This is a genomic window from Bifidobacterium pullorum DSM 20433, assembly GCF_000771405.1.
GTDB classification, from domain to species: domain Bacteria; phylum Actinomycetota; class Actinomycetes; order Actinomycetales; family Bifidobacteriaceae; genus Bifidobacterium; species Bifidobacterium pullorum.
On record NZ_JDUI01000009.1, the window covers coordinates 25,252 to 46,534 of the forward strand.

19 protein-coding genes, 5 tRNA genes and 1 pseudogene are annotated in these 21,283 nt (G+C 65.3%); 7 read left to right on the forward strand and 18 right to left on the reverse strand.

All coding sequences use genetic code 11. The features are described 5' to 3' along the window. Positions 1 to 11 precede the first annotated feature (11 nt). The 11 genes and pseudogenes from OU11_RS05375 to fucO form a co-directional block, all read right to left on the reverse strand. Positions 12 to 548 (reverse strand): DUF3180 domain-containing protein, encoded by a 537-nt coding sequence (locus tag OU11_RS05375; RefSeq protein ID WP_033515066.1) that lies wholly within the window; start codon positions 546 to 548, stop codon positions 12 to 14. After that, a pseudogene (locus OU11_RS09485) lies at positions 545 to 1,018 on the reverse strand (2-amino-4-hydroxy-6-hydroxymethyldihydropteridine diphosphokinase); the annotation flags it as partial. The pseudogene OU11_RS09485 and the gene OU11_RS05375, both read right to left, overlap by 4 nt. A 439-nt stretch (positions 1,019 to 1,457) precedes the next feature. Continuing rightward, complete coding sequence (ftsH, locus tag OU11_RS05385; protein WP_033515068.1) at positions 1,458 to 3,539, reverse strand: ATP-dependent zinc metalloprotease FtsH; 2,082 nt, start codon at positions 3,537 to 3,539, stop codon at positions 1,458 to 1,460. 2 nt (positions 3,540 to 3,541) lie between these two features. Continuing rightward, the gene (hpt, locus tag OU11_RS05390) at positions 3,542 to 4,099 is read right to left on the reverse strand and encodes a hypoxanthine phosphoribosyltransferase (RefSeq protein WP_033515070.1); all 558 of its coding nucleotides are present in this window, start codon (positions 4,097 to 4,099) and stop codon (positions 3,542 to 3,544) included. Next, a complete protein-coding gene (gene tilS, locus OU11_RS05395) occupies positions 4,032 to 5,180 on the reverse strand; it encodes a tRNA lysidine(34) synthetase TilS (RefSeq protein WP_052122704.1) in 1,149 nt (382 codons plus the stop codon). The genes hpt and tilS overlap by 68 nt, the downstream gene beginning before the upstream one ends. 5 nt (positions 5,181 to 5,185) lie before the next feature. After that, entirely contained in the window at positions 5,186 to 6,640 is a 1,455-nt protein-coding gene (locus OU11_RS05400; protein WP_033515072.1) for a D-alanyl-D-alanine carboxypeptidase/D-alanyl-D-alanine-endopeptidase, read from the reverse strand. A gap of 27 nt (positions 6,641 to 6,667) precedes the next feature. Further along, entirely contained in the window at positions 6,668 to 8,305 is a 1,638-nt protein-coding gene (locus OU11_RS05405; RefSeq protein WP_188599647.1) for an ABC transporter permease, read from the reverse strand. Beyond that, the gene (locus OU11_RS05410; RefSeq protein WP_052122706.1) at positions 8,302 to 9,165 is read right to left on the reverse strand and encodes an ABC transporter ATP-binding protein; all 864 of its coding nucleotides are present in this window, start codon (positions 9,163 to 9,165) and stop codon (positions 8,302 to 8,304) included. Before OU11_RS05410 ends, OU11_RS05405 begins: the two co-directional genes overlap by 4 nt. A 71-nt stretch (positions 9,166 to 9,236) precedes the next feature. Next, entirely contained in the window at positions 9,237 to 10,463 is a 1,227-nt protein-coding gene (locus tag OU11_RS05415) for a glycosyltransferase family 2 protein (protein WP_033515217.1), read from the reverse strand. Then, positions 10,463 to 11,959, reverse strand: a complete 1,497-nt coding sequence (locus tag OU11_RS05420) for an AI-2E family transporter (RefSeq protein WP_052122707.1) — start codon at positions 11,957 to 11,959, stop codon at positions 10,463 to 10,465. Before OU11_RS05420 ends, OU11_RS05415 begins: the two co-directional genes overlap by 1 nt. Positions 11,960 to 12,242: 283 nt before the next feature. After that, positions 12,243 to 13,394, reverse strand: a complete 1,152-nt coding sequence (gene fucO, locus OU11_RS05425; RefSeq protein ID WP_033515076.1) for a lactaldehyde reductase — start codon at positions 13,392 to 13,394, stop codon at positions 12,243 to 12,245. Positions 13,395 to 13,552: 158 nt separating this feature from the next. Between fucO and OU11_RS05430 the strand changes: the two genes are divergently transcribed. After that, positions 13,553 to 14,041: an HD domain-containing protein gene (locus tag OU11_RS05430; protein WP_052122709.1), complete on the forward strand. Its 489-nt coding sequence runs from the start codon at positions 13,553 to 13,555 to the stop codon at positions 14,039 to 14,041. Here the strand turns inward: OU11_RS05430 and OU11_RS05435 are convergent. The 6 genes from OU11_RS05435 to trmB form a co-directional block, all read right to left on the reverse strand. Then, positions 14,021 to 14,788 carry a carboxymuconolactone decarboxylase family protein gene (locus tag OU11_RS05435; protein WP_033515078.1) on the reverse strand — a complete coding sequence of 256 codons (768 nt, stop codon included), beginning with the start codon at positions 14,786 to 14,788 and terminating at the stop codon, positions 14,021 to 14,023. The genes OU11_RS05430 and OU11_RS05435 overlap by 21 nt on opposite strands. A gap of 234 nt (positions 14,789 to 15,022) precedes the next feature. Next, complete coding sequence (locus tag OU11_RS05440; RefSeq protein ID WP_223224090.1) at positions 15,023 to 15,991, reverse strand: LysR family transcriptional regulator; 969 nt, start codon at positions 15,989 to 15,991, stop codon at positions 15,023 to 15,025. Positions 15,992 to 16,134: 143 nt separating this feature from the next. Then, positions 16,135 to 16,662 (reverse strand): cation efflux transmembrane domain-containing protein, encoded by a 528-nt coding sequence (locus OU11_RS08655; protein WP_052122711.1) that lies wholly within the window; start codon positions 16,660 to 16,662, stop codon positions 16,135 to 16,137. Further along, positions 16,659 to 16,805: a hypothetical protein gene (locus OU11_RS09595; protein WP_188599648.1), complete on the reverse strand. Its 147-nt coding sequence runs from the start codon at positions 16,803 to 16,805 to the stop codon at positions 16,659 to 16,661. Before OU11_RS09595 ends, OU11_RS08655 begins: the two co-directional genes overlap by 4 nt. Positions 16,806 to 16,892: 87 nt before the next feature. Continuing rightward, positions 16,893 to 16,964, reverse strand: a tRNA-Glu gene (locus tag OU11_RS05450). A 54-nt stretch (positions 16,965 to 17,018) separates the two neighbouring features. Continuing rightward, positions 17,019 to 17,900 carry a tRNA (guanosine(46)-N7)-methyltransferase TrmB gene (gene trmB, locus OU11_RS05455; protein WP_033515080.1) on the reverse strand — a complete coding sequence of 294 codons (882 nt, stop codon included), beginning with the start codon at positions 17,898 to 17,900 and terminating at the stop codon, positions 17,019 to 17,021. 164 nt (positions 17,901 to 18,064) lie between these two features. Here trmB and galE point away from each other — a divergent pair, with 164 nt between their 5' ends. From galE to OU11_RS05485, 6 genes are all read left to right on the forward strand, one after another. Beyond that, positions 18,065 to 19,075, forward strand: coding sequence for a UDP-glucose 4-epimerase GalE (gene galE / locus OU11_RS05460; RefSeq protein WP_033515082.1), 1,011 nt, complete (start codon positions 18,065 to 18,067; stop codon positions 19,073 to 19,075). A gap of 127 nt (positions 19,076 to 19,202) precedes the next feature. Beyond that, a complete protein-coding gene (locus OU11_RS08825) occupies positions 19,203 to 19,982 on the forward strand; it encodes a DUF4190 domain-containing protein (protein ID WP_052122712.1) in 780 nt (259 codons plus the stop codon). Positions 19,983 to 20,103: 121 nt separating this feature from the next. After that, positions 20,104 to 20,177, forward strand: a tRNA-Asp gene (locus OU11_RS05470). Between the two features lie 46 nt (positions 20,178 to 20,223). Then, positions 20,224 to 20,299 (forward strand) — tRNA-Phe (locus tag OU11_RS05475). 170 nt (positions 20,300 to 20,469) lie between these two features. Beyond that, a tRNA-Asp gene (locus tag OU11_RS05480) sits at positions 20,470 to 20,543 on the forward strand. A gap of 5 nt (positions 20,544 to 20,548) precedes the next feature. Further along, positions 20,549 to 20,624: transfer RNA gene (locus OU11_RS05485), tRNA-Phe, on the forward strand. 144 nt (positions 20,625 to 20,768) lie between these two features. Here OU11_RS05485 and OU11_RS05490 read toward each other — a convergent pair. Next, a complete protein-coding gene (locus OU11_RS05490) occupies positions 20,769 to 21,281 on the reverse strand; it encodes a low molecular weight protein-tyrosine-phosphatase (protein WP_033515084.1) in 513 nt (170 codons plus the stop codon). Between the last annotated feature and the right edge of the window lie 2 nt (positions 21,282 to 21,283).

Sequence of the window (21,283 nt, forward strand, 5' to 3'; positions counted from 1 at the left end):
GGCACGCCTTTTTATTCGGAGGTCTTGGCGGTGGCCTGCTGCATCCGGCGACGGCGTTCGGCGCGCTTGAGTTTGGGGTTCTCCGCGCCCTCGTCCGGCGGCAGCTGGCACAGGCTTTCGCTCACGATGCCGATGATCATGTCGATGACGCAGATCACCAGCGCGATGACGCATTCCACGGCGGCGTCATGGTAATAGGAGGCCTCCACATGCATCAGGCACATCACGGCCTGTCCGCCGTACCATCCGGCGAGCGCCGCGCCGGCCAACCCCAGCGCCTTGGCGCACACCAGCGTCATCATGGCCCGCTGGGGGTTGATGAACGCGTGGGGCCGTTTGGCCGGGTCGGTGTTGGCGTAGGCGTGCACCTGCAAGGCCAGCACCAGCACCACGATGCCCAGCACCAACAGCAGCAGGTCCACGAACCATGGCGCGCCGAGCAGCGAGGTCGCCATGCGCTCGTCCACCACCGCCAGGCCGAGACCGCCCAACGCGCCGATGACCAACGCCACCGGGTAATACCACCATGGGGTTCGTTTGACGCTCATAGCACCTCCCCGATGATCCAGTCATCGGATAGCACACCGACACGGCCGGCGTCGGGCGCCATCGCCAGGAGGAAGGACACCGGGTCCCCGCCCAGCCGGGCGTCCGGATCCATGTCGAACCACGGTGCCAGCACCTGGGCCCGTTGCGCGGCGGACGGCCATGGCACGCGGCAGTCCGGCTCGTCGCTGACGACGCCCTCCATATCGATCAGGTCGCAGTCCAGCTGATCGGCGTGCGCCGCCTCGATCGCGCCCAGCGCCCCGATCAGGGCGCGCGCGTCAAGCCTGGTGGTCAGCTGTACGACCGCGGCCATCGCATCGGGGCCGTCGAAGTTGGAGACGTGATACAACGGTGAAATGCCTTCGATCTCATTGCCGGGGATGGCGTCCAGCGACACGATGGCGGAGCGGAACAGCGCCTCCGCCTCCGGGAGGGTGCTGTCCAGGGACACGACGGCGCGGCGCGGGACGGATTCGCCAACGTCGCCTGCGCCCTCACCGGCCCGCACGACGCCCCCATCGACGGACGGCGTGCCATCGTCCGCGGGAACGGCCGTCGCCGGAACGCCTGTGCCGGCCTGCATGAAACCGTCCGTGCCGGCCTGTGCGAAACCGTCCGTGCCGGCCCGTGTCAAACCGTCCGTGGCGGAGGCGTCGGGCATAAGCCGCACCACGACATCCACGGCCTGCCCCGCGGCAAGCGCCTGCGTCTGTTCCTCGGTCAACCGCACCGTCACGGTGATGGAGACCGGCCCGTGATTGTCGACCATCGTTGTTTCCCCTTGCTTCCTACGGCGAGGGGCGTGCCATCGTCGGATGGCATGCCCCTCGTCATTGTTGTTCACAGTCCATCGGATGACCGGATTCGGAACGGATGCCGAACCGAAAGCATCGATCACCGGCCGTGGATCATTCGCCGGCGGTCATGCCGACCGAACGCTTGAGCGCTTCGGGAATCGGCACCGGCGGCAGGTCGGAGTCCGGACGCTGGTCGTTCGACAGCCACACCTCGCGTTCCGGAGCCTTCCGGATGTTCGCGAAGATGGCGGCGACCTCCTTCTCGTTCAGCGTCTGCTTGACCAGCAGCTGGCGGACCAGTTCGTCGAGCACGTCACGGTTCTCGTTGAGGATGGTCCAGGCTTCGGTGTGCGCGGTCTCGACGAGCTTAAGCACCTCCTGGTCGATGATCTCGGCCGTGCGGTCCGAGTACTTGCGAGGCTGCAGACCGTCCATGACCGTGGTCTGGTCGTCGTCGTCCGCCCACTTGATGGCGCCGAGCTGCGAGGAGAAGCCGTATTCGACGACCATCTTGCGTGCGATCGCGGTGGCCTTCTCGATATCGTTCGAGGCGCCGGTGGTCGGGTCGTGGAAGACGATCTCCTCGGCGGTGCGGCCACCCATCGCGTACGCCATCTGGTCGAGCAGCTGGTTGCGGGACTGCGAGTAGCGGTCCTCGGTCGGCATGACGGCCGTGTAGCCGAGCGCGCGGCCTCGCGGCAGGATCGTGATCTTGGTGACCGGGTCGGTATGGTGCAGCGCCGCGGCGACCAGCGCGTGACCGCCCTCATGGTAGGCGGTGTTGCGCAGCTCGTCGAGGGCCATGCCCTTGGACTTGCGCTTCGGGCCGCTCATCACGCGGTCGATGGCCTCGTCGATGGCGCGGTTGTCGATGAGCTGGGCGCCGGCACGGGCGCACAGCAGCGCGGCCTCGTTGAGCACGTTGGCCAGGTCGGCGCCGGTGAAGCCCGGCGTACGCACGGCGATGGCGTGCAGGTCCACGTCCGGCACGAACGGCTTGCCCTTGGCGTGCACCTTGAGGATGGCCTCGCGGCCTTCCAGATCCGGGGCCTCGACGGCCACCTGGCGGTCGAAGCGGCCCGGGCGCAGCAGCGCCGGGTCGAGCACGTCAGGACGGTTGGTGGCGGCGATGATGATCAGGTTCGTGTCGTTGTCGAAGCCGTCCATCTCCACGAGCAGCTGGTTCAGGGTCTGCTCGCGCTCGTCATGGCCGCCGCCCATGCCGGAGCCACGGCGGCGTCCGACGGCGTCGATCTCGTCGATGAAGATGATGGCGGGGGCGTTCTTCTTCGCCTCGTCGAACAGGTCACGCACGCGGGAGGCGCCGAGGCCCACGAACATCTCGACGAAGTCGGAGCCGGCCATCGAGTAGAACGGCACGCCCGCCTCGCCTGCGATGGCTCGTGCGAGCAGGGTCTTGCCGGTGCCCGGAGGGCCGTACAGCAGCACGCCGCGCGGGATGCGCGCGCCCAGGGCCTTGTACTTGGAGGGGTCCTTGAGGAAGTCCTTGATCTCCTCGACCTCCTGCACGGCGGCGTCCTCGCCGGCCACGTCGGCGAACTTGGTCTTCGGGGTCTGGCCTTCGAGCAGCTTGCCGTTGTTCTTCTTGCCGCCCATGCCGAACATGCCGCCGGCGCCGCCCATGCGGCTCATGGCGAACCAGAAGATGCCGAAGATGATGATGAACGGCAGGATCGAGCTGATCAGGTAGCTCCAGATGCTGGTCTGCTGCATGCTGGAGGTCCAGCCCTTGCTGGGGTTGGCCTTCTCCACGCTGGTGACCACGTCGCCGCCCTGCGCGAAGGTGTAGTAGAACTGCACCTCCTTGCCGTAGTTGCGCTGACGCCCGGTGTCCGGATCCTGCTTGGTGAAGTTCTGGCTCAGGTCGAGCTGGACGAGCTGGCGGTTGTCGATGATGTCCGCATAGGTCACCACGCCGTTGTCCAGCAGTTCCAGACCATCCTTGGTGTCGATGGTCTGACGGCCGGTGCCCGCGAACATCTGGAACATCAGGATGGCGAGCACCACGATGGCCACACCCCACAGCCAGGGCGAACGCCACACCGGCTTGGGGCCGTTGCTGCCCCCGCGGTTGTCGTCATTGTTACGGTTGAAGGGATTCATCGGCCAGTTGCCGTTGTTGTTGCCGCCGTTGTCGCCGGACGGCTGCTGAGGCCCCTGAGGGAAACCCATAGTCACGCTCCTTGATACACTGCCGGTTTCAGCACGGCGATCGAGTCGAGATTGCGGTACCGTTCGGCGTAATCAAGGCCGAACCCCACCACGAACTCGTCGGGGATCTCATACCCGCTGTATTTCACGTCCACGTCCACCTCGCGCCGGGACGGCTTCTGCAACAGGGCCATCACCTCCACCGAGGCGGCGCCGCGGCGCTTCAGCTCGTCGACCAGCCAGGCCAACGTACGTCCCGAATCAACGATATCCTCCACGATCAGAATGTGCCTGCCGCGAACATCGACGGACAGGTCCTGACGCACGGTCACGGTGCCGCTGCTGGTCGTGCCGTCGCCGTAGCTGGACAGGCTCATGAAGTCCATCTGCACGGGAATGCTGAGCGCCTGGGAGAAGGCGACCAACGTGTTGACCGCCCCCTTGAGCACCGCCACCAGCAGGAGGTCACGCCCCCGATAATCCTCACTGACCTGCGCGGCCAATTCCGCGATTTTACTGTCGATCTGATCCCTGCTGACCAGCTCGTGGTCGATCTGGTCCTGAACATCCGCGATTTTCATGCATTCCATCTTGGCACAGGCGAATGACGTGTTTCTGACGTTTCGCTGAATATCCGCCGGGAAGGTTCACAGCCCCCTGCCCGTGCCAATCCGTGGCCAGACGTTCGATCGACTCGATCTGGCGCTGGTTGCCGGCGATGCCGACGGCGGCCAGCCCATGCGCTATGACGCGCCGGCGAATCGCCGGATGCAGCGCGTCCAACCCGGCCGCGTCGAACGACAACGCCGGCGTGCTCTCGCCTTCCGCGAACCTCGCCACATCGGCCAGGGCACGCTCCGCCTCGGCGTCCAGATACGCCTTGTCATATTGCGCGGTCCGCGCGCCACGCGCCAGCATCGCGGCCACATCGGCCCGCGCGAACCGCGTCAACGCGGGCATCAGATCATGCCGGATGCGGGAACGCAGCGGATATCGCCCGTCGAGTTCCCCTTCCGCATCCTCGCCGTTGGTCGGATCGTCCCACCACGTCAGGTCCGACTGCCGGCAGATCGCCGTCGTATCCTCGCGGCTCAGGTCCAGGAACGGTCGGACGAACACCATCCCGTCACGACGGAACGCAGGAGGCATCCCCGCAATCGCATCAACACCGCCGGACCGCAGCAGCCCCAACAGCACCGTCTCCGCCTGATCGTCACGCGTGTGGGCCAGCAGCACCGCCGCCGCGCCGCACTCCAGGGCCGCCGCAGCCAATGCGTGGTATCGGGCGTCCCGGGCGGCGGACTCCATACCCGCGCCGTCCCGTCGCACCTGAACCGTGCGCACCAGCACCGGGGCAAGCCCCAGGCTTCCGCAGAGCCGTGCCGTACATCCCGCGACATCCGCGGACCCCTCCTGCAGGCCGTGGTCCACGATCACCGCACCGCACCGCACCCCCAGCGAGGCGCACACGATTCGCGCCACGGCAGCCAACGCCATCGAATCCCGCCCGCCCGAGCATGCGACCAGCACCAGCGGCGCGTCCGGCAACGGGTCATGTTCGCCGTGGCGGGTGAACCGCCGATCCTGCACGCCCAGTCCCACGCCGGCCAACGCCGTGCGCACCATGCCCACCGCGGCCCGCATCTGCCTGCTGTACGCCATCCGACTCAAAGCCCCGGCAAGTCGGCGATGAACGCGTCCACGGCGCGGGCCGCCTCCCACGCGTTCTCGGGATTGTTGACCACGACGGCGAAGCACAGCACGCCGCCATTGGTGCGGGAGACGTTGCCGACCATGGCGGTCACGGCGTCCAGTGTGCCGGTTTTCACGCGCAGCAGCCCCGCCGCGGCGTCATCGTCGAGCCGGTCCACCGCGGTGCCGGTGAGCCCGGGCACGGACATGCCCTCAATCAGGGACGAAGCTGATCCGCCGGCCAGCGCGGCGGCCTGCACGCCGATCAGCGTCCGCACGTTCAGTCTGGAGCCGGGGGCAAGCCCCGAACAGTCGGCCATCGTCAGCTGGCCGGTATCCACGCCCAGCCCGCTGACGATGTCGGCCACCGCCTGCGTGGCACCCGACGGCGAATTGTCGTATCCGGCGGCGATCGCGGTCAGCCGCCCGAATTCCTCGGCCAGCGTGTTGTCGGAATGACGCATCATGAACGCCATGACCTCGCTCAGCTGGGCGCCGCTGACGCTCGTCAGCGGCGACAGCCCCTCCGGCACGTCCCCGGCGGAAGGCTCTCCCTCCACCGTGATGCCGTACTCCCCCAGCCGTGTGACGAAGGTCGCGGCGGCCTCCGCGGCGGGTTGCGTCGACAGTTCCGGATACCCGGTGTATTGGTCGGGATCCTCCGGCTGCCCGTCCTCCCAGTGACGGCCACCGTCCACCGCCATCGCCGAGACCGGCGCGTAGTACAGGTTGCCGGGGTTGTTGCGTTCGATGTTCGCCGGACTGCGCCGGTCGCCGAACAACGTGTCGTCGTAGACGAGGCGCACACGGTCGATGCCGCGCTGGAGCAACGCTTCCGCGGTGCGTTCGGCCAGCGTGCCCAGGCCCGCACGACCGTTGACGTGGCGGGGATCGCTGGCGCCGGCGCCGAGCAGCATGTCGCCGTTGCCGTTGAGGATCAGCGTCGGCGTCTGCCCTTCGCGCTGGTCCAGGTAGGTTTCGGTGTCCAGGGTGTCCGACAGGTCCAGCGTGGCGGACGCGGCCAGCGCCGTCAGCGTCTTCAATGTCGAGGCGGGCTCCCGTGCCGTGCCGATGTTGCGTTCCGCGACGATGGTGCCCTCCGCGTCCGCTATGGCGACGGACAGGTCATCGCCGACGCCGTCGGCACCCGTCAGTGTGTCAATGAGCGCGTTCGCGGCCGCCTGGTCGATGACGGCCGCACGATCGACGTCGCCGACGACGTCGCCGGATGCGATCGCCGCGCGGGCGTCCGGGACCACGGGGATCCGCGCCGGACGCAACGTCAGCGGACCGGGCAGCACGTCGGTCAGGTCGGCAACCAGATACCCGAACGCGAGCACGACCGTAGCCGCCGCGGACACCGCGACGGTGACGGCACGACGGGATACCGCCGGCACACGCCGACGCCGTCTTGCCGCCCTCCGTGCCACGCTCTCCCCTTCCTGATGGATGAACGATTACTTCTGCAGGGATGCGAACGAATCGACCGTGGCGATGATCGACAACATCCGAGCATCCATCAGCTTACCGCCAAGCCACGAACCAAGGATCAGGAACCCGACGCCGTTGGCCAGGCCGACCGGGATCAGCGCCCAGTACAGGTCCCCGTTGCCGCTCAGCAGCAGCGCGCCGCCGACCAGCGCGGTCGGTACCATCAGCACGAACATGCCGAGGATCTGCACGAACGGGAAGAACCCCTGCGCCACGGCGCGTCCCTGCGGGGTGGAGAACGGCTTGTCCATCGACGGCACCGGATACATCAGCACGCAGGAGAGCACCTCGGCAAGGCCCAGGCTGCACAGGGCCAGGCCCGTCGAACAGGCGGCGAAGGTCAGGCCCATCAGTATGCCGTCCGGCGTGCGCCAATCCCCAGTCACGATAAAGCAGACGACGGTGAGTATCAGCATGTACGGCACGATGATGCCCGCGTAGACGCGCACGCGGCCGTGCCGGTCATCCACGCCGCGCACGCCGCTGATCGCCTGCATGGTCAGGCCGCGGCCGTCATAGGCCAGACCGTTGGATTCGGTCAGGGCCAGGAACATGGAGGACATGATCATGGCGCTCCACACCATCGGCGTGACGCCGTGCGCCTGCAATGCGAACAGGACCACGAAGATCAGCGGGAACACGAACATCGGGCTCTGGCGCGGATCGCGCTTGAGGTAGGTGAGCAGTCGGGCCGACACCGCTCCGGAGACGCTGTCCGGCATCCAGGAGAACGCCCCGATGCCCTTGAGGGACACCGCAGTCGTGGAGGCGCCGGCGACCAGCCGCTCATGGCGCAGACACCAGGTCGATGCCATGAAGCAAAGCACCCAGGTGGCGGCCAGGATCGCCAGACGCGCGGCCAACGGCCCCCATGCGCCATGCAGGACGTCGAACGGCAGTTGGAAGGCCGCCCCGAACGGCGTCCATGCGAACACGGCGGCCGGCGCGGCGAGGGTCTCGACATCGAAACCGTCGAGATCCGCGGACGAGTTCAGCGTGATGCTGGGCACATAGCACACCGACACGAACACGATGGTGACAATCAGATAGAACAGGTTCTTGCCCTGGTTCGACTTGACGAGCGTGGTGGCCGCGTTGATGATCATCTTCGAAACGCTCATCAACGTGATGACGGCCAACGGCGCGGCGATGACGGCCGTAATCACCACGCCCGCGCCCATCCACCGGTAGGCCATCGCCCACAGCATCAGCGCCACGGTGGCGCAGACGGCGGGGATGCCCGACAATCCGGACACCAGCAGACCGGCCTGCAGGATCCGGTCGGGGATGCCGTACAGCTCGAGCCGGCGCGGGCTCATCGTGGAACTCTCGCCGATGAGCATGAGTTGCGCGAATGCGGTCATCACCATGGCGAACGAGCCGATCAGCACCACCGCCACCTCCAGGCCAACGGCGAACCCCTGCACCTGGCCCACGACCTCCGAGTCGCCCAGGAACCAGGCGAGCACGCCGGCACCGACGACCACGGACAGTCCCATCAGCATCGAGATCACGTATCCGATCGTCTGCCACACCGATTTGCGCAACGCGGCCCAGGTCAGCGCCCACCGCAGCCGGACGATGGTCAGCACTGTATTCATCATGCCTCCGAATCCGACGCCTGCGCGGCGGGCTCGTCGGCGCCGCCGTCCAGCCACGACAGGTGCGCGGCGGCATGACGCCCGCCGACCAGTTGCAGGAACCGGTCCTCCAGCTCCTCGCCCGCGGCGACCTCGTCCACGGTGCCGGCGGCGCACACCTGGCCCTGGTTGATGACGGCCACATGCGTGCACATCTTCTCGACCAGCGACATGACGTGGGAGGAGATGATCACCGTGCCGCCGGTATGCGCGTACTCGATGAGGATGTCCTTCAGGTTGGCGCTGGAAACCGGATCGACCGATTCGAACGGTTCGTCCAGCACCAGGATGCGCGGGCTGTGGATCATCGCCGCGGCCAGGCACACCTTCTTGGTCATGCCGGCCGAATAGTCGGCGACCATCTTGCCTGCGGCCTGTTCCAGATCGAACGCGGCCAGCAGGTCCTTGGCCCGCTTGACGGTTTCGGCGCGCTTCATGCCGCGCAGCATGCCCGAATACACCAACAGCTGCATGCCGGTCAGCCGGTCGAAGATCTGCTCCGGCTGCGGCATCACGCCGATGATGCGCTTGGCGCGGTTGACGTCGCTCCACACGTCATGCCCCAGGATCATGGCGGTGCCGGCGTCCGGGACCAGCAACCCGGTCAGCATGTTCAGCGTGGTCGTCTTGCCGGCGCCGTTCGGCCCGACCAGACCGTAGAACGAGCCCGTCGGGATGTCCAGGGACAGGCCGTTGACGGCCACCTTCTTCTCGAACCTTTTGAACAGGCCACGGATCGATACGGCCGCCGACGGGTCCGCCGGCACCACGGGCACCGGCGCCGGACCAAATGCGGCAGATGGCATTGCATTGTCTAATGTCATGCTCATAAGCGTATACCCCCCCCCCGCGGCTTCCCCGGCGTGTTATCCGAATGTTCGCGATGTGGAAACAATCAGGACCCTTTGTGCACGATCGGTTTCCATTCGGCCTTGGAGAAGATCGCCTGGAAGGAGATCGGCACGTAGCTCAGCATGTAGATCGGGAAACTCAGCACGTAGGCGAACAGCTCCTTGTTCGTGGCGCCGATCTGGTCGCGTTCCACGATGATCGTCAACGCCGCGAGCGCCATCAGCGAGAGCATGCTGCTGAGGATCACGGAGAACCAGCTGGTCATGGATACCAGCTGACTGGGCCAGGTCACGAAACCGAACGCCGCGAACAGCAGTCCCAACACCACACGGACGACGCCGAGCACCGTGAACGGGCAGATCAGCAACGTCAGATCCACGGCGGAGAAGTCGCGCTCCCTCACCGCGCGTTTGATCAACGCGGGCCCGTAATAGCGGAACACCTGCAGGAACCCCTTGCTCCAACGCAGACGCTGCCGCCAGCTCTGACGGAACGTGACCGGCTGCTCGTCATACAGGATCGCCGTGCCGCAGTACCCCACGCGGTCGCCATGCAGCACCGAGTCCATCGTGAATTCCAGGTCCTCGGTCAGCAGGTGGAACTTCCAGCCCTTGTTGCGGTTCATGATCTCCCGGGAGAACATGAACCCGGTGCCGCCCACATGGCAGCTGGTGCCCAGGCGCATGCGCGAGGAATTCAGGAACCGGGATTCCCTGATGAACCACAACGCCGAGCCGGAGGAGACCCAGTTGTCGGACAGGTTCACGGAGTTGCGGTAGCTGGTCAGGATGCGGAACCCGGATTGGAACGCCTTGTTCATCTCGGCAACATAGTGCGGGTCAAGCCGGTTGTCGGCGTCGAAGACGAAGAACGCGTCGTACCGCTGGGCGTCGCCGGTGGACTGCATGCGGTTGAGCAGATAGGTCAGCGCGTAGCCTTTGCCGATCTGCTCCTGGTTGAACCGTTCGATGACGTGGCAGCCGCGGCCGCGGGCCACGTCGGCGGTGTCGTCGGTGCAGTTGTCCGCCACCAGCCAGATGTCGATCAGATCGGTCGGGTAGGTCTGCGCGTGAATCGAATCGATGAGATTGCCGATGACGTTCGACTCGTTGCGCGCGGAGATCAGCACCGCGAAGCGCTTATCCATCGGTGCCTCCGGGAAGCGCACCGGTTTGCTGAACAGGGAGATCAGGATGCACACGCCCTGATACAGCAATCCCGCGGCGCCGACAATGGCCAGCAGAACATCCAGTACACTCAGCAGCACCATCAGCGCCACCCGCTTCTGGGATTGTCGACGTTCGGCTTGGGCGCGGCGGCATCCGAGTCGACCGAAGCCGCGGCGGTATCGGCACCATCCGCGTCGGTGGCATCCCCGGCATCCGTCTCGGCGCCCGACAGCACGGGTTTGCCGTTGGACGCGGACGGCGTGCGCTTGGGGATGGCCACGGTCTGAGAACCGTCGAGGTCTTCGGAGGTGGGCATCTGATACAGCTCGCGCAGCCGTTCGAAATTGTCGTCGGAGGGCACGCGGGCGCTCGACCCCTTCGCCGCGCGCGGCATATGGTCGCTCACCGGTTTGATGACATGGTCGCTGAACGCCTCTGCACCGGCGACGATTCTCGATTTCTTCACCGGCTTCGGATCGTTCATCAGCGGGGAGTCGACCAGATCGTAACGGATGGTGTACACCTTGAAGATCGCCTGCAGGCTGGCCGTGATCGGCAGGGCCAGGAACGCGCCCAACGCGCCGAACACGCCGCCGAACACCAGCACGGCGAGGAACGCGATCGCCGGGTTGAGGTCCATCGTGCGCTGGGAGATCTTCGGGGAGAGGATCAGGTTCTCGATCTGCTGATAGACCACGATGTAGACGAGCACGCCCACCGCATACATGATGCCGTTCGCCCCCCAGGCGAACAGCACCGGCAGCGCGCCGCCGATGTAGGTGCCGACGGTGGGGATGAACTGGGAGACGATGCCGCAGAACAGGGCCAACGGCAGCCAGTACGGCACATGGATCAGTTCCAGGAAGACCGCGGTGCACGCCGCGTTGATGGCGGCCAGGATCGTGCGGGAGAACAGGAAGTTCGAAATCTGATCCTGCACGATGGTCCAGCCGAGCAGGAAACGGCGCTGCGTGGCCGGTCCGAGCCACTGGCACAGGCTGCGGCGCAGCTTGGGGCCGGCGGCGGACAGATAGTAGGTGACCATGACCACGGTCAGCAGGTCGAGCAAGAAGCTGAACAGGCCGACCGTGGTGCTCAGCGCCTGGCCGGCGAAATTCGTGACCCACGAGGTCTGGATGTTGTTGAGGATTTCGCTGCCGAGGCGCTGCATCTCCGGCAACTTGAACGACGTATACTGCGCCACCGTGCGGGAGATCTCATCGTAGATGGTGGGCAGCCCCTTGACCATCGAAATGGCCTGCTGGACGAACATGTTGCCGAACAGCCCCAGCAGCGCCGCGATCACCGCGCCCAGCCCGACCAGGCTGACCGCCGAGGCCACGCCGCGCTTCCACCCGTGACGCACCAGGAGCAGCACCACCGGTTCGATGGCGAGCGCCAGGAACAGGGAGATGACCACATCGAGCACGACGCCTGAGACCTTGCCCCACGACTGCCACGCGAAATAGGCCAGGAACACGGCGATGGCGGTGTACAGCAGGGCGCGGCCGTACCATTCCGGGGGGCGGCGGGCGTCGCCCTTCGCGGGGAACACCGAGGCGAAATCGATTTTCAGGTCATCCTGGTCATTGCTCATGAGGCCCTATTGTACGGCGGGGTACGGGCGGGAACCTCCGATGTGCCAATGGCGAAGAGGCCCGGAGTCCGTTTGATGCATAAACAGCATGACCCTGCAGCAAAAGGGCCAGAAACGCCATGCAAAATGAACCATTTGACGCACGAACACCGCACCAGTGCAACAAAAAGACCAGAACCACCACCCGAAATGAACCATCTGACGCATAAACACCGGAATCATGCATCAAAAGGGCCCGTTCCGGAGAAACGGAACGGGCCCGGACGCTATGGCGTCGATCGGATCACATCAGCGACTTATAGATCGCGTAGATGTCCTCCTCGGTGGCCTGACGCGGGTTGCCCGGCGTGCACACGTCGTTGAACGCGTCGTGGGCCAGGCCCTCCAAATCGGCCTCGGTGGCGCCGACCTCGGAGATCGTGGTCGGGTTGCCGAGATCCTTGGTGAGCTTGCGGACGGCCTCCACGGCCTCGTCGCGCACATGCTCGAGGTCGCCGGTGTAGGCATCCTCCACGCCGAACGCGTCGGCGATGTCGCGGTACTTCTCGCCGGTGTAGTCCTTGTTGTACTCCATGACCGGCGCCAGCAGGATGCCGTTGGCCACGCCGTGCGCCACGCCGAGACGGCCGCCCAGCGGGTGCGCCATGCCATGCACCAGACCCAGGCCGACGTTCGAGTAGGCCATGCCGGTGATGTAGGAGGCGTAGGCCATCTGCTCGCCGGCGGGGATGTCGCCGTCCGCGGACTTGGCCAGGTTCTTGGCAATCATGCGGATGGTCTGCATCGACAGGCAGTCGGACAGGCTCCACGCGCCCGGGGTGATGTAGCCCTCAATGGCGTGGGTCAGCGCGTCCAGGCCGGTGGCGACCTTCAGGCCGCGCGGCTGGGTGTCGGTCAGATCCGGATCCACGAATGCGACGATCGGGATGTCATGCGGGTCGACGGCCACGAACTTGCGCTTGTTCTCGGTATCGGTGATCACGTAGTTGATCGTGGTCTCCGAAGCGGTGCCCGCGGTGGTCGGCACGCCGAAGATCGGCACGGACGGGTTCTTGGTGGCGGCCACGCCCTCCAGCGACAGCACGTCGGAGAACTCCGGGTTGGCGGTGACGATGCCGATGCCCTTGCAGGTGTCCTGCGGGGATCCACCGCCCAGGCCGATCAGGAAGTCGGCGCCGGAATCGGCGAACTTGGCCACGCCGTCCTTGATGCATTCGACCGGCGGGTTCGGCTGCACATTGCTGAAGATCTCATACGGCATGCCGGCCTCGTCGAGCACATCGGTGACCTTCTTGACGGTGCCGGTCTCGATCAGCACCGGATCGGTGACGATGAATGCCTTGGTGAAGCCGTGCGCCTTGGCCACATCCGGGATCTGCTTGATCGCACCACGGCCGAAGTACGCCTCCTGGTTGAGAATCATGCGATAGACCATACAAGACCTCCTTTGAGTCTGTGTCATATGACTGCGGGCCGCTCGCCATCGAGGGCGGCCAACGGTTTCATTCTAACGATGAAACTGGGAAATCGCTAGGTATCGCAGGCATGTTGCGCGCCGCACGACCACATGCCACACCTTATATATTAGGAGTCATGATGCTCCATACCACGAACCTGCTGAAACTCGCCGAACGTCTGGCCCGGGAACGTCACGCCGGCCAGGTGGACAAGGCCGGCGCCGACTATTGGACGCATCCGCAGCGCGTCTCGCAGGGGTGCACGTCCCCGGAAGGCCGCATCGCGGGATGGCTGCACGATCTGCTGGAGGATACCGACACGACCGCCGACGAACTGCTGGCCCTCGGATTCCCCGCCGAGATCGTGGCGGCCGTCCAGCTGGACACGCGAAGGCCCGGCGACTCCTACATGGACTATGTGCGCCGCATCGCGGACGCCTGCGCCTCCGGCGATCCAGCCGTCGCCCATGCCGGACGCATCGCCCGCGAGGTCAAGATGAGCGACCTGCGGGACAACATGAACCTCAGCCGTCTGCGCACCGTGACCGACGAGGATCGCCGCCGCGTCGAGAAATACCGCATGGCCTACGCCACGCTCGAACAATCACACGGCATCGCGCTCTGACAGCAGATCCTTGCAGGCGTTCAACGCGTTGAACAGACGCGGAATACCCATGTAGCAGCCGGCGTGCACGAGTGCGCAGACGATCTGTTCCTTGGAGTTGCCCGCCTTCAACGCGCCCTCCACATGGCTCCTGACCTGCACCTCGGCGCCGCCCAACGCGGCCAGCAGCACCACGGTCAGCAGTTCACGCGTCTTGCCGTCCAGACCGCCACGGCTCATGTAGTCGCCGAAGCACAGCTCGGTGAGCATACGCGGCACGAATGCGGCGAAGTCGCCGGGCAGCCACGTGTATCGGTCCTTGATCTCCGTGCCGTATAGCGGCGCCTGCAGCTCCAGCCCCTTCTCCTGGCGCGTGTCCTCGGTCACCGTGGCCTGCTCGGGCAACGGCAACGTGATGTCTGCGGCCTGGAACGCCTCGTTCATGGCACCGATGGCGTTGAGCGTCTTCGGGAATCCGATGAACGGCGCGCACTGGTAGACGGCTTCACGAATCTCCACCGGCGTGCAACCGACGTTCAATGCGGCCTGCGTGTGCGCCTGGAGCTGCGGCAACGTGTTGAGCGTGGCCAGTACGGTGACGGTCACCAGCTCGCGCATCCGGTTGTCCAAACTGCCGGTGTGGCAGACATCGCCGAAGATGAAGCGCTGCAGGATGCGCATGAACTCCGGGTCCGCGCCCTCCGTGGTGACGGCGGGCTGGTGGAACAGCTCCTGCATCGTGGCTTCCGTGCGTTCGATTCTATCCATGGTTCCTCCTTCACCGTGATTCGTCAATCCATCGACTGTATCCGCACAGCCCGGGCCGGGCCAATGTCCGTCGGGCCGTGTCGCCCATACGTGCCGGGCATGACTCAATCCGGCGATTGCGAACTGTGAGCCATCGGCATCGCCTTGGAATATTGACTACAACCTGCCCGGGAGCGTCGAATCGCAACCCATCGGGATGTCCATGCGCGCCGGGTATGGCCTGATCGTTCACAGTCAGCAGGCGATATGCCGTCCTTCGGTGCGCAGGAACTCCACGAAGGCGGCTGCGGCCGGGCTCAACGTCCTCCCCCGTTTCCAGATGACGGCGCCACCGGATTCCAGTACGGGATTCAACGGTTTGAAGCGCAGGTCCTCGGCGACGCCGAGACCGAACGACATGGCCAGCCCGACCCCGCCGCGCACCATCGTCATCACGTTGATGCTCAGGTCGCATAGGCCGGCGACCGCCACCGAACGCAACGACCCGCCCATCCAGCTGATGAGCTCGCTGCGCACCTCCTCGCGGAATGGCAGAATCAACGCCCTTCCGTCCAAATCATCGGGGCGGATCTCATCCAGTTCCGCCAACGGATCGTCGGCGCGCATCAGCACGCCCCACCTGTCATCGATGTGCGTGCGCAGGTAGTCGTATTTGCTCACATCCAATGGTTCGGTGACCAATCCCAGATCGGCCAGCCCCTGTTCCAACCGGTCACCCGTCACGTCGGCCGTGCAGGTGCGCACTTCGAATTCCACCTCCGGGTACCGCCGCCGGAACGCCGCGATGCACCGGGCCAGCCAATCCATGCTGTGCGTCTCCGCGCAACCGATGGCGATGATTCCGGACAACGAACCATGCAGCTCCCGCACCTCACGCTCCATCTTGTCCGCCAACTGCACCAGTTCCTGGGCGCGTTCGCGCAGCAGCCGGCCTTCCGGCGTCAACGAAATCTGATGCGGGCCGCGATGGAACAGCGTCACACCCAGCGCATCCTCCAATCCCTTGAGCTGCCGGGAGAGGGTGGGCTGTGAAATCCGCAGCAGCTCGGCGGCCCAGGTGATGTTGCCTTCATCGGCGACCGCCAGGAAATACCGCAGGACGCGCAGGTCGATGTTCGAGCGGCCGCCGCTTCGGTCGTCATCCAGCAACGCCAAGTCCGAAGACGTGAACGACATGCCGCTGTCCGCCGATGATGTGCCCATATCCGTCTCCGTTCTCCGATCGCTCCGCTCCGCCCGGCATCCTCGAGCCGGATTCCGGTGTTGTCCAGTGTAGACAATCATGCCGCTGGTGGCGCAATACGAGCAAGGCCGCGGACTCCTTTCGGATTCCGCGGCCTTCCGTATCAGTCGTCGGATGCGCCCCGCCACTCGCCGGTCTTGCGCCACAGGTCGGGCTCCACGTAGATCTCCCACTCGTACCAGGGCAGCGCCTTGCGGATGTTGGCCTCGATCTTGTTGACCGTGTCGACGTCGAAGTCGCGATCCAGCTTCGAGGTCTGCACCTTCAGGCACAGCAGCACCGCGTCCTCGTCCATGTGCAGGGCCTGCATGTTGATCAGGCGCTCCACGCCCTCGGTCGACTCGACGGCGGCGACGACACGGCCACGCGTGCGGTCGCTGATGCTCTCGCCCAGCAGCAGCGACCCGGATTTGAACATCAGCGCCGCCGAGCCGGCGATCAGCACCAGACCGACCAGCAGGCCGCCGATCGCGTCATACAGTTCGTCCCCGGTGATCATCGACAGGCCGATGCCCAGTCCGGCGAACGCCAGACCGATCAGGGCGAGCGTGTCCCCCATCATCACCGAGGCCAGTTCCGTCGACTTGGTGCGCCGCCAGAAGCCGATCAGCGACCCCTCCTCGACCTTCACGCGCCGCAGCGCTCATGCGCCTCGCGGATGGAGGTGTGCAGCCCCCATCCCTCCAGGCAGGCGGAGACGATCACGACCGCGAGCGCGGCCTTGACCGCCGCACCCGTCGACTGCGGCTCGTTGACGCTCTTGTCGTCCGTCATATCCGTTCCTCTCTCATCGCCCTCCCCATTCGGGGAACATGGGCCGGAATACGAGAAAAGCCCGCCGAAGCGGGCTTTTCAGGTTTGTACCCCCAGAGAGAGTCGAACTCTCGTTGTCAGATTGAAAGTCTGGTGTCCTAACCGTTAGACGATGGGGGCAACGAAATAGAAAGTATAGGCGAGCGCCATCGCACTCGCAACACGGCGTGTCGCCTATACGGTGCGGTAGGCGAAGTCATGGATCACACGGCCGGCCTCGAGTCCCTTGCGCTCGAAGTTGGTCAGCACGCGCCCCTCGAACCGGGGCGATTCCACGAAGTCGGCGTGCGGCAGGTCCACGGCCAGGTCGGCGTTGCCCTTGCCGACATGCTCGGTCGGCAGGCTCACGGTCACGCCGCCCACGTTCTCGAAGCCCGGCATCGCGTCCATCACCTCATGGACGTGCAGCGCGTAGTCCTCGATGTCGGTGGCGATGCGCCATACGCCGCCGGGCACCAGCGCACGATGGACCAGCCCGGCGAGCTCCGGCTGCACGATGCGGCGCTTGTGGTGCCTCATCTTGGGCCAGGGGTCGGGGAAGTACGTCCATACCTCCTGTGCCACGCCGTCCGCCATGACCTTGAACAGTTCCGGCGCGTTGACCTGGGCGACGCGCAGGTTGCCGAGCCCCTGCTTGCCGGCCAGCAGCAGGGTGTGGGCGACGCCCGGATCGTACACCTCCAGCGCCAGGAAGTTGAGTTCGGGGTGCGCGGCCGCGGCCGCGACGACGTTCTCGCCCTGCCCGGTGCCGATCTCCACGATCAGCGGGTTGTCATTGCCCCACATCTCGCGCACGTACGCACCGTCGAACGTCACGCCGGGACGTACAGTCAGCGACCCCTCGCCGGCGTTCACGTCCAGCAGATACTCCCCCGCATACCTGTCCCACGCCCGCTGCAGGCGCGCGTCCAGACGCCCCGAGCGCCGGACGAACGAAAGCACCGGACGGCCGCGCCGCGCCTCCTGCCCCGCATCGCCGTCGGACCGCGACGCCTCCTGCGGCGTCACGTCCGCGGACAGCTGGGATTCCTCTTGTTCACGAATGTCTTCCTGCATACCCTTAGTTATAGAGGAAACGCGCGAACGAACACACGTTTGTGCGTTCGTGTTCTCATGCTATACTGAAACTGTTCAAAAAATAACAAAACTGGAGCAAAAGTGAACAGCGGATGTTCACACGGCATCCGCACACCAAACTCCGATGAATGAAAGGTCGGAACATGACTGTTCTCGTCACCGGCGGGTGCGGCTACATCGGCGCCCACGTCGTTCACGCCCTCCATCAGACCGGTCAGCAGGTCGTCGTCGTCGACGACCTGAGCTATGGCAAGCCCACCCGCATCGAAGGCTCCCGCCTGTACGGCATGGATGTCTCGGCCCCCGGCGCCGGCGAGCGCCTGGCCGAGATCATGAAGGCCGAAGGCGTGGAAGCCGTCATCCACTTCGCCGCCCGCAAGCAGGTCGGAGAATCCGTCGAGAAGCCGCTGTGGTACTACCAGCAGAACATCAACGGCATGCTCAACGTGCTCGTCGGCATGCGCGACGCCGGTGTCAAGAAGCTCGTCTTCTCCTCCTCCGCGGCCACCTACGGCGTCCCGCCGGTCGACGTGGTGCCCGAGGACGTGGTGCCGATGCTGCCGATCAACCCGTACGGCCAGACCAAGCTGTTCGGCGAGTGGATGGCCCGCGCCTGCGAGACCGCCTACGACATCCGCTTCTGCGGCCTGCGCTACTTCAACGTGGCCGGCTGCGGCCCCGTGGAGCTTGAGGACCCGGCCATCCTCAACCTGATCCCGATGCTGTTCGACCGCCTGAAGAAGGGCAAGGCGCCCGCGATCTTCGGCGACGACTACCCCACCGACGACGGTACCTGCGTGCGTGACTACATCCACGTCTCCGACCTTGCCGACGCGCATGTGGCCGCCCTCGACTACCTCGACCGCGACGAGCGCAAGTACGACGTGTTCAACGTCGGCACCGGCGAAGGCACCTCGGTCCGCCAGATCGTCGACGAGGTCAAGAAGGTGACCGGCCTGCCGTTCACCGAAACCGTCATGCCGCGCCGCGCCGGCGACCCGCCGCACCTGATCGGCTCCCCGAAGCGCATCAACGAGGAGATGGGCTGGCACGCCAAGTACAACGTCGAGGACATCGTCAAGTCCGCCTGGGAGGCCTGGCAGGCCAACCCGGAGCATCACATCGACGTCGAGACCTGGAAGCAGGCCGACTGACGCATCCCTTCCGGCCGATGCCGGCAACGTGGTCGGGGCGCGGTTCCGCATGGGGCCGCGCCCCGATCGCATTCCATCCCGCAACCCCGCAATCGCGATGCACCGGCGTTGCGGGTACTCTGGAATCATGACAGATTCGAATCCCTTCGCACCGCAGCAGAACGGCCCGGACGGCACCCCGCAGTATGGGGCCGCGCCCTCCGACCAGCAGTCCTTCACCCCGCAGCCCGAACAGCCGTACACCCAGCCCTCCCAGCAGCCGTACACCCAGCAATACGGCGCCGCATACCAGCAGGGAGCCCCCTACCAGAACGGCTACCAGCAGCAGGGCACGACGTATCAGAACGGCTACCAGCAGCAGGGCACGACGTATCAGAACGGCTACCAGCAGCCCGGCGCCTACGGGGCGCCGTACGGGGCGCAACCCTACGGCTATTATTACGGACAGCCCACGCAAGTCGACCGTTGGAACGGCCTGTGCATCGCCGGATTCGTGCTGGCGTTCATCATTCCGCCGGTCGGCCTGATCCTCTCGGTCATCGCACTGGTCCAGATCAACAAATCCCATGAGAAGAGCAAGGGGTTGACCATCGCCGGTATCGTCATCAGCGCCCTGGGCACGCTGTTCTTCGTGGCCGTCATCGCCCTGGCCGTATGGGCGGTCGGTTTCACGGTCGATTACGTCGAGGAGCACCCCGAGGTCTGGTACGAATCCGGCGACTATTCCCAGCTTGACGGGCAGCTCTGCCTGCCGGACGGCACCTGCGTCGACACACGGGACCTTCCCGACGGATACGACTGGTCCGACCTGCTTGACGATTTCGGCTCGCACGACGGCACCGAATGGACGGACCATTGGCAGACCGCCCTCGGCAGCATCCCGATCGAAATGGCGCTTGTCGACTGACGCGACCGCAGGTTTCCCGAACCCCCCAAAACCGCGAAATTCCAACGCGACACGCGGTAACTTGCGCTCTGCGCCAATCTGAGTAATATTTCTATTCGGCTTCTCGTTCAGAGAACACCACGGCCCCGTAGCTCAGTTGGTTAGAGCGCCGCCCTGTCACGGCGGAGGTCGCCGGTTCAAGTCCGGTCGGGGTCGCGAATGGTTAAGACCCGGTTTTTACCGGGTTTTTTCAACTGTTCATGGCTCTGTAGCTCAGTTGGTAGAGCGAACGACTGAAAATCGTTAGGTCAGCGGATCGATGCCGCTCGGAGCCACCACCACCCCGCCTTGTGCGGGGTTTTTGCTTTCACCCCCTCCCCCGAGAAACGGATGACGGCCGAAACACCTTCATTCGGAAGCAGGCGGAAGACACGCCGGCGACACGATTTGCATAATGCGCAGAACCATGTAATATCTCTTCTTGGCTTCTTTTCCGAAAGAACGCCACGGCCCCGTAGCTCAGTTGGTTAGAGCGCCGCCCTGTCACGGCGGAGGTCGCCGGTTCAAGTCCGGTCGGGGTCGCTCATGGCTCTGTAGCTCAGTTGGTAGAGCGAACGACTGAAAATCGTTAGGTCAGCGGATCGATGCCGCTCGGAGCCACCACCGTCGCCCCGCCATCGCGCGGGGCTTTTCCTTTTCCTTTTCCTTTGCGAGCTGGCCCCGCCCTTATAACCCATGATGGCCGGTCGCATTCCTGCGACCGGCCATCACTGATGCCATCACGGATGAATCGGCAGACTCACACTGTCAAGCGAGCTGGCGTTCGACCCAGTCGGCGATATACGGGGCCACATGCTCGATCTGGTCAATGGCGACCTCGAACTCGTGGGTGCCGCCGTACCAGGGGTCGACCAGGTCGATCTCATCCTCGCGACCGGCGGCCGGCTGCCGCAGGTCCGGATCGAAGCTGCGGTACATGTGGACTTCAGCCTGCTTGTCCGCCGGCAGCTGTCGCTTCAGCGCACGCATGTGCGACGCGGTCATCGGCAGGAACAGGTCGGTTTCGGCAATCTCGTCAGGCTCGATACGGTGGGCGAAATGCCGCGTGGGAAGCTCGTAGCCCCGCGCCTTGAGCACGCGCACCGCGCGACGGTCGATCGGATTGCCGTATTCCTCGTCGCTGACGCCGCTGGACATCACGCGCACGCGGTCGGCCAGCCCGCGACGCTCGAACTCGGCGCGCAGGATGATCTCGGCCATCGGGGAACGGCAGATATTGCCGGTGCAAACGGTCATCACGGTATACGGGTGGGTGGTCATGG

Excerpts from the sequence above, each read along its gene's own strand:
- OU11_RS05375 (WP_033515066.1), bottom strand. The coding sequence starts at position 548 with ATGAGCGTCAAACGAACCCCATGGTGGTATTACCCGGTGGCGTTGGTC.
- ftsH (WP_033515068.1), bottom strand. The coding sequence starts at position 3,539 with ATGGGTTTCCCTCAGGGGCCTCAGCAGCCGTCCGGCGACAACGGCGGC.
- hpt (WP_033515070.1), bottom strand. The coding sequence starts at position 4,099 with ATGAAAATCGCGGATGTTCAGGACCAGATCGACCACGAGCTGGTCAGC.
- tilS (WP_052122704.1), bottom strand. The coding sequence starts at position 5,180 with ATGGCGTACAGCAGGCAGATGCGGGCCGCGGTGGGCATGGTGCGCACG.
- OU11_RS05405 (WP_188599647.1), bottom strand. The coding sequence starts at position 8,305 with ATGATGAATACAGTGCTGACCATCGTCCGGCTGCGGTGGGCGCTGACC.
- OU11_RS05410 (WP_052122706.1), bottom strand. The coding sequence starts at position 9,165 with ATGACATTAGACAATGCAATGCCATCTGCCGCATTTGGTCCGGCGCCG.
- OU11_RS05415 (WP_033515217.1), bottom strand. The coding sequence starts at position 10,463 with ATGGTGCTGCTGAGTGTACTGGATGTTCTGCTGGCCATTGTCGGCGCC.
- OU11_RS05420 (WP_052122707.1), bottom strand. The coding sequence starts at position 11,959 with ATGAGCAATGACCAGGATGACCTGAAAATCGATTTCGCCTCGGTGTTC.
- fucO (WP_033515076.1), bottom strand. The coding sequence starts at position 13,394 with ATGGTCTATCGCATGATTCTCAACCAGGAGGCGTACTTCGGCCGTGGT.
- OU11_RS05430 (WP_052122709.1), top strand. The coding sequence starts at position 13,553 with ATGATGCTCCATACCACGAACCTGCTGAAACTCGCCGAACGTCTGGCC.
- OU11_RS05435 (WP_033515078.1), bottom strand. The coding sequence starts at position 14,788 with ATGGATAGAATCGAACGCACGGAAGCCACGATGCAGGAGCTGTTCCAC.
- OU11_RS05440 (WP_223224090.1), bottom strand. The coding sequence starts at position 15,991 with ATGGGCACATCATCGGCGGACAGCGGCATGTCGTTCACGTCTTCGGAC.
- OU11_RS09595 (WP_188599648.1), bottom strand. The coding sequence starts at position 16,805 with ATGACGGACGACAAGAGCGTCAACGAGCCGCAGTCGACGGGTGCGGCG.
- trmB (WP_033515080.1), bottom strand. The coding sequence starts at position 17,900 with ATGCAGGAAGACATTCGTGAACAAGAGGAATCCCAGCTGTCCGCGGAC.
- galE (WP_033515082.1), top strand. The coding sequence starts at position 18,065 with ATGACTGTTCTCGTCACCGGCGGGTGCGGCTACATCGGCGCCCACGTC.
- OU11_RS08825 (WP_052122712.1), top strand. The coding sequence starts at position 19,203 with ATGACAGATTCGAATCCCTTCGCACCGCAGCAGAACGGCCCGGACGGC.
- OU11_RS05490 (WP_033515084.1), bottom strand. The coding sequence starts at position 21,281 with ATGACCACCCACCCGTATACCGTGATGACCGTTTGCACCGGCAATATC.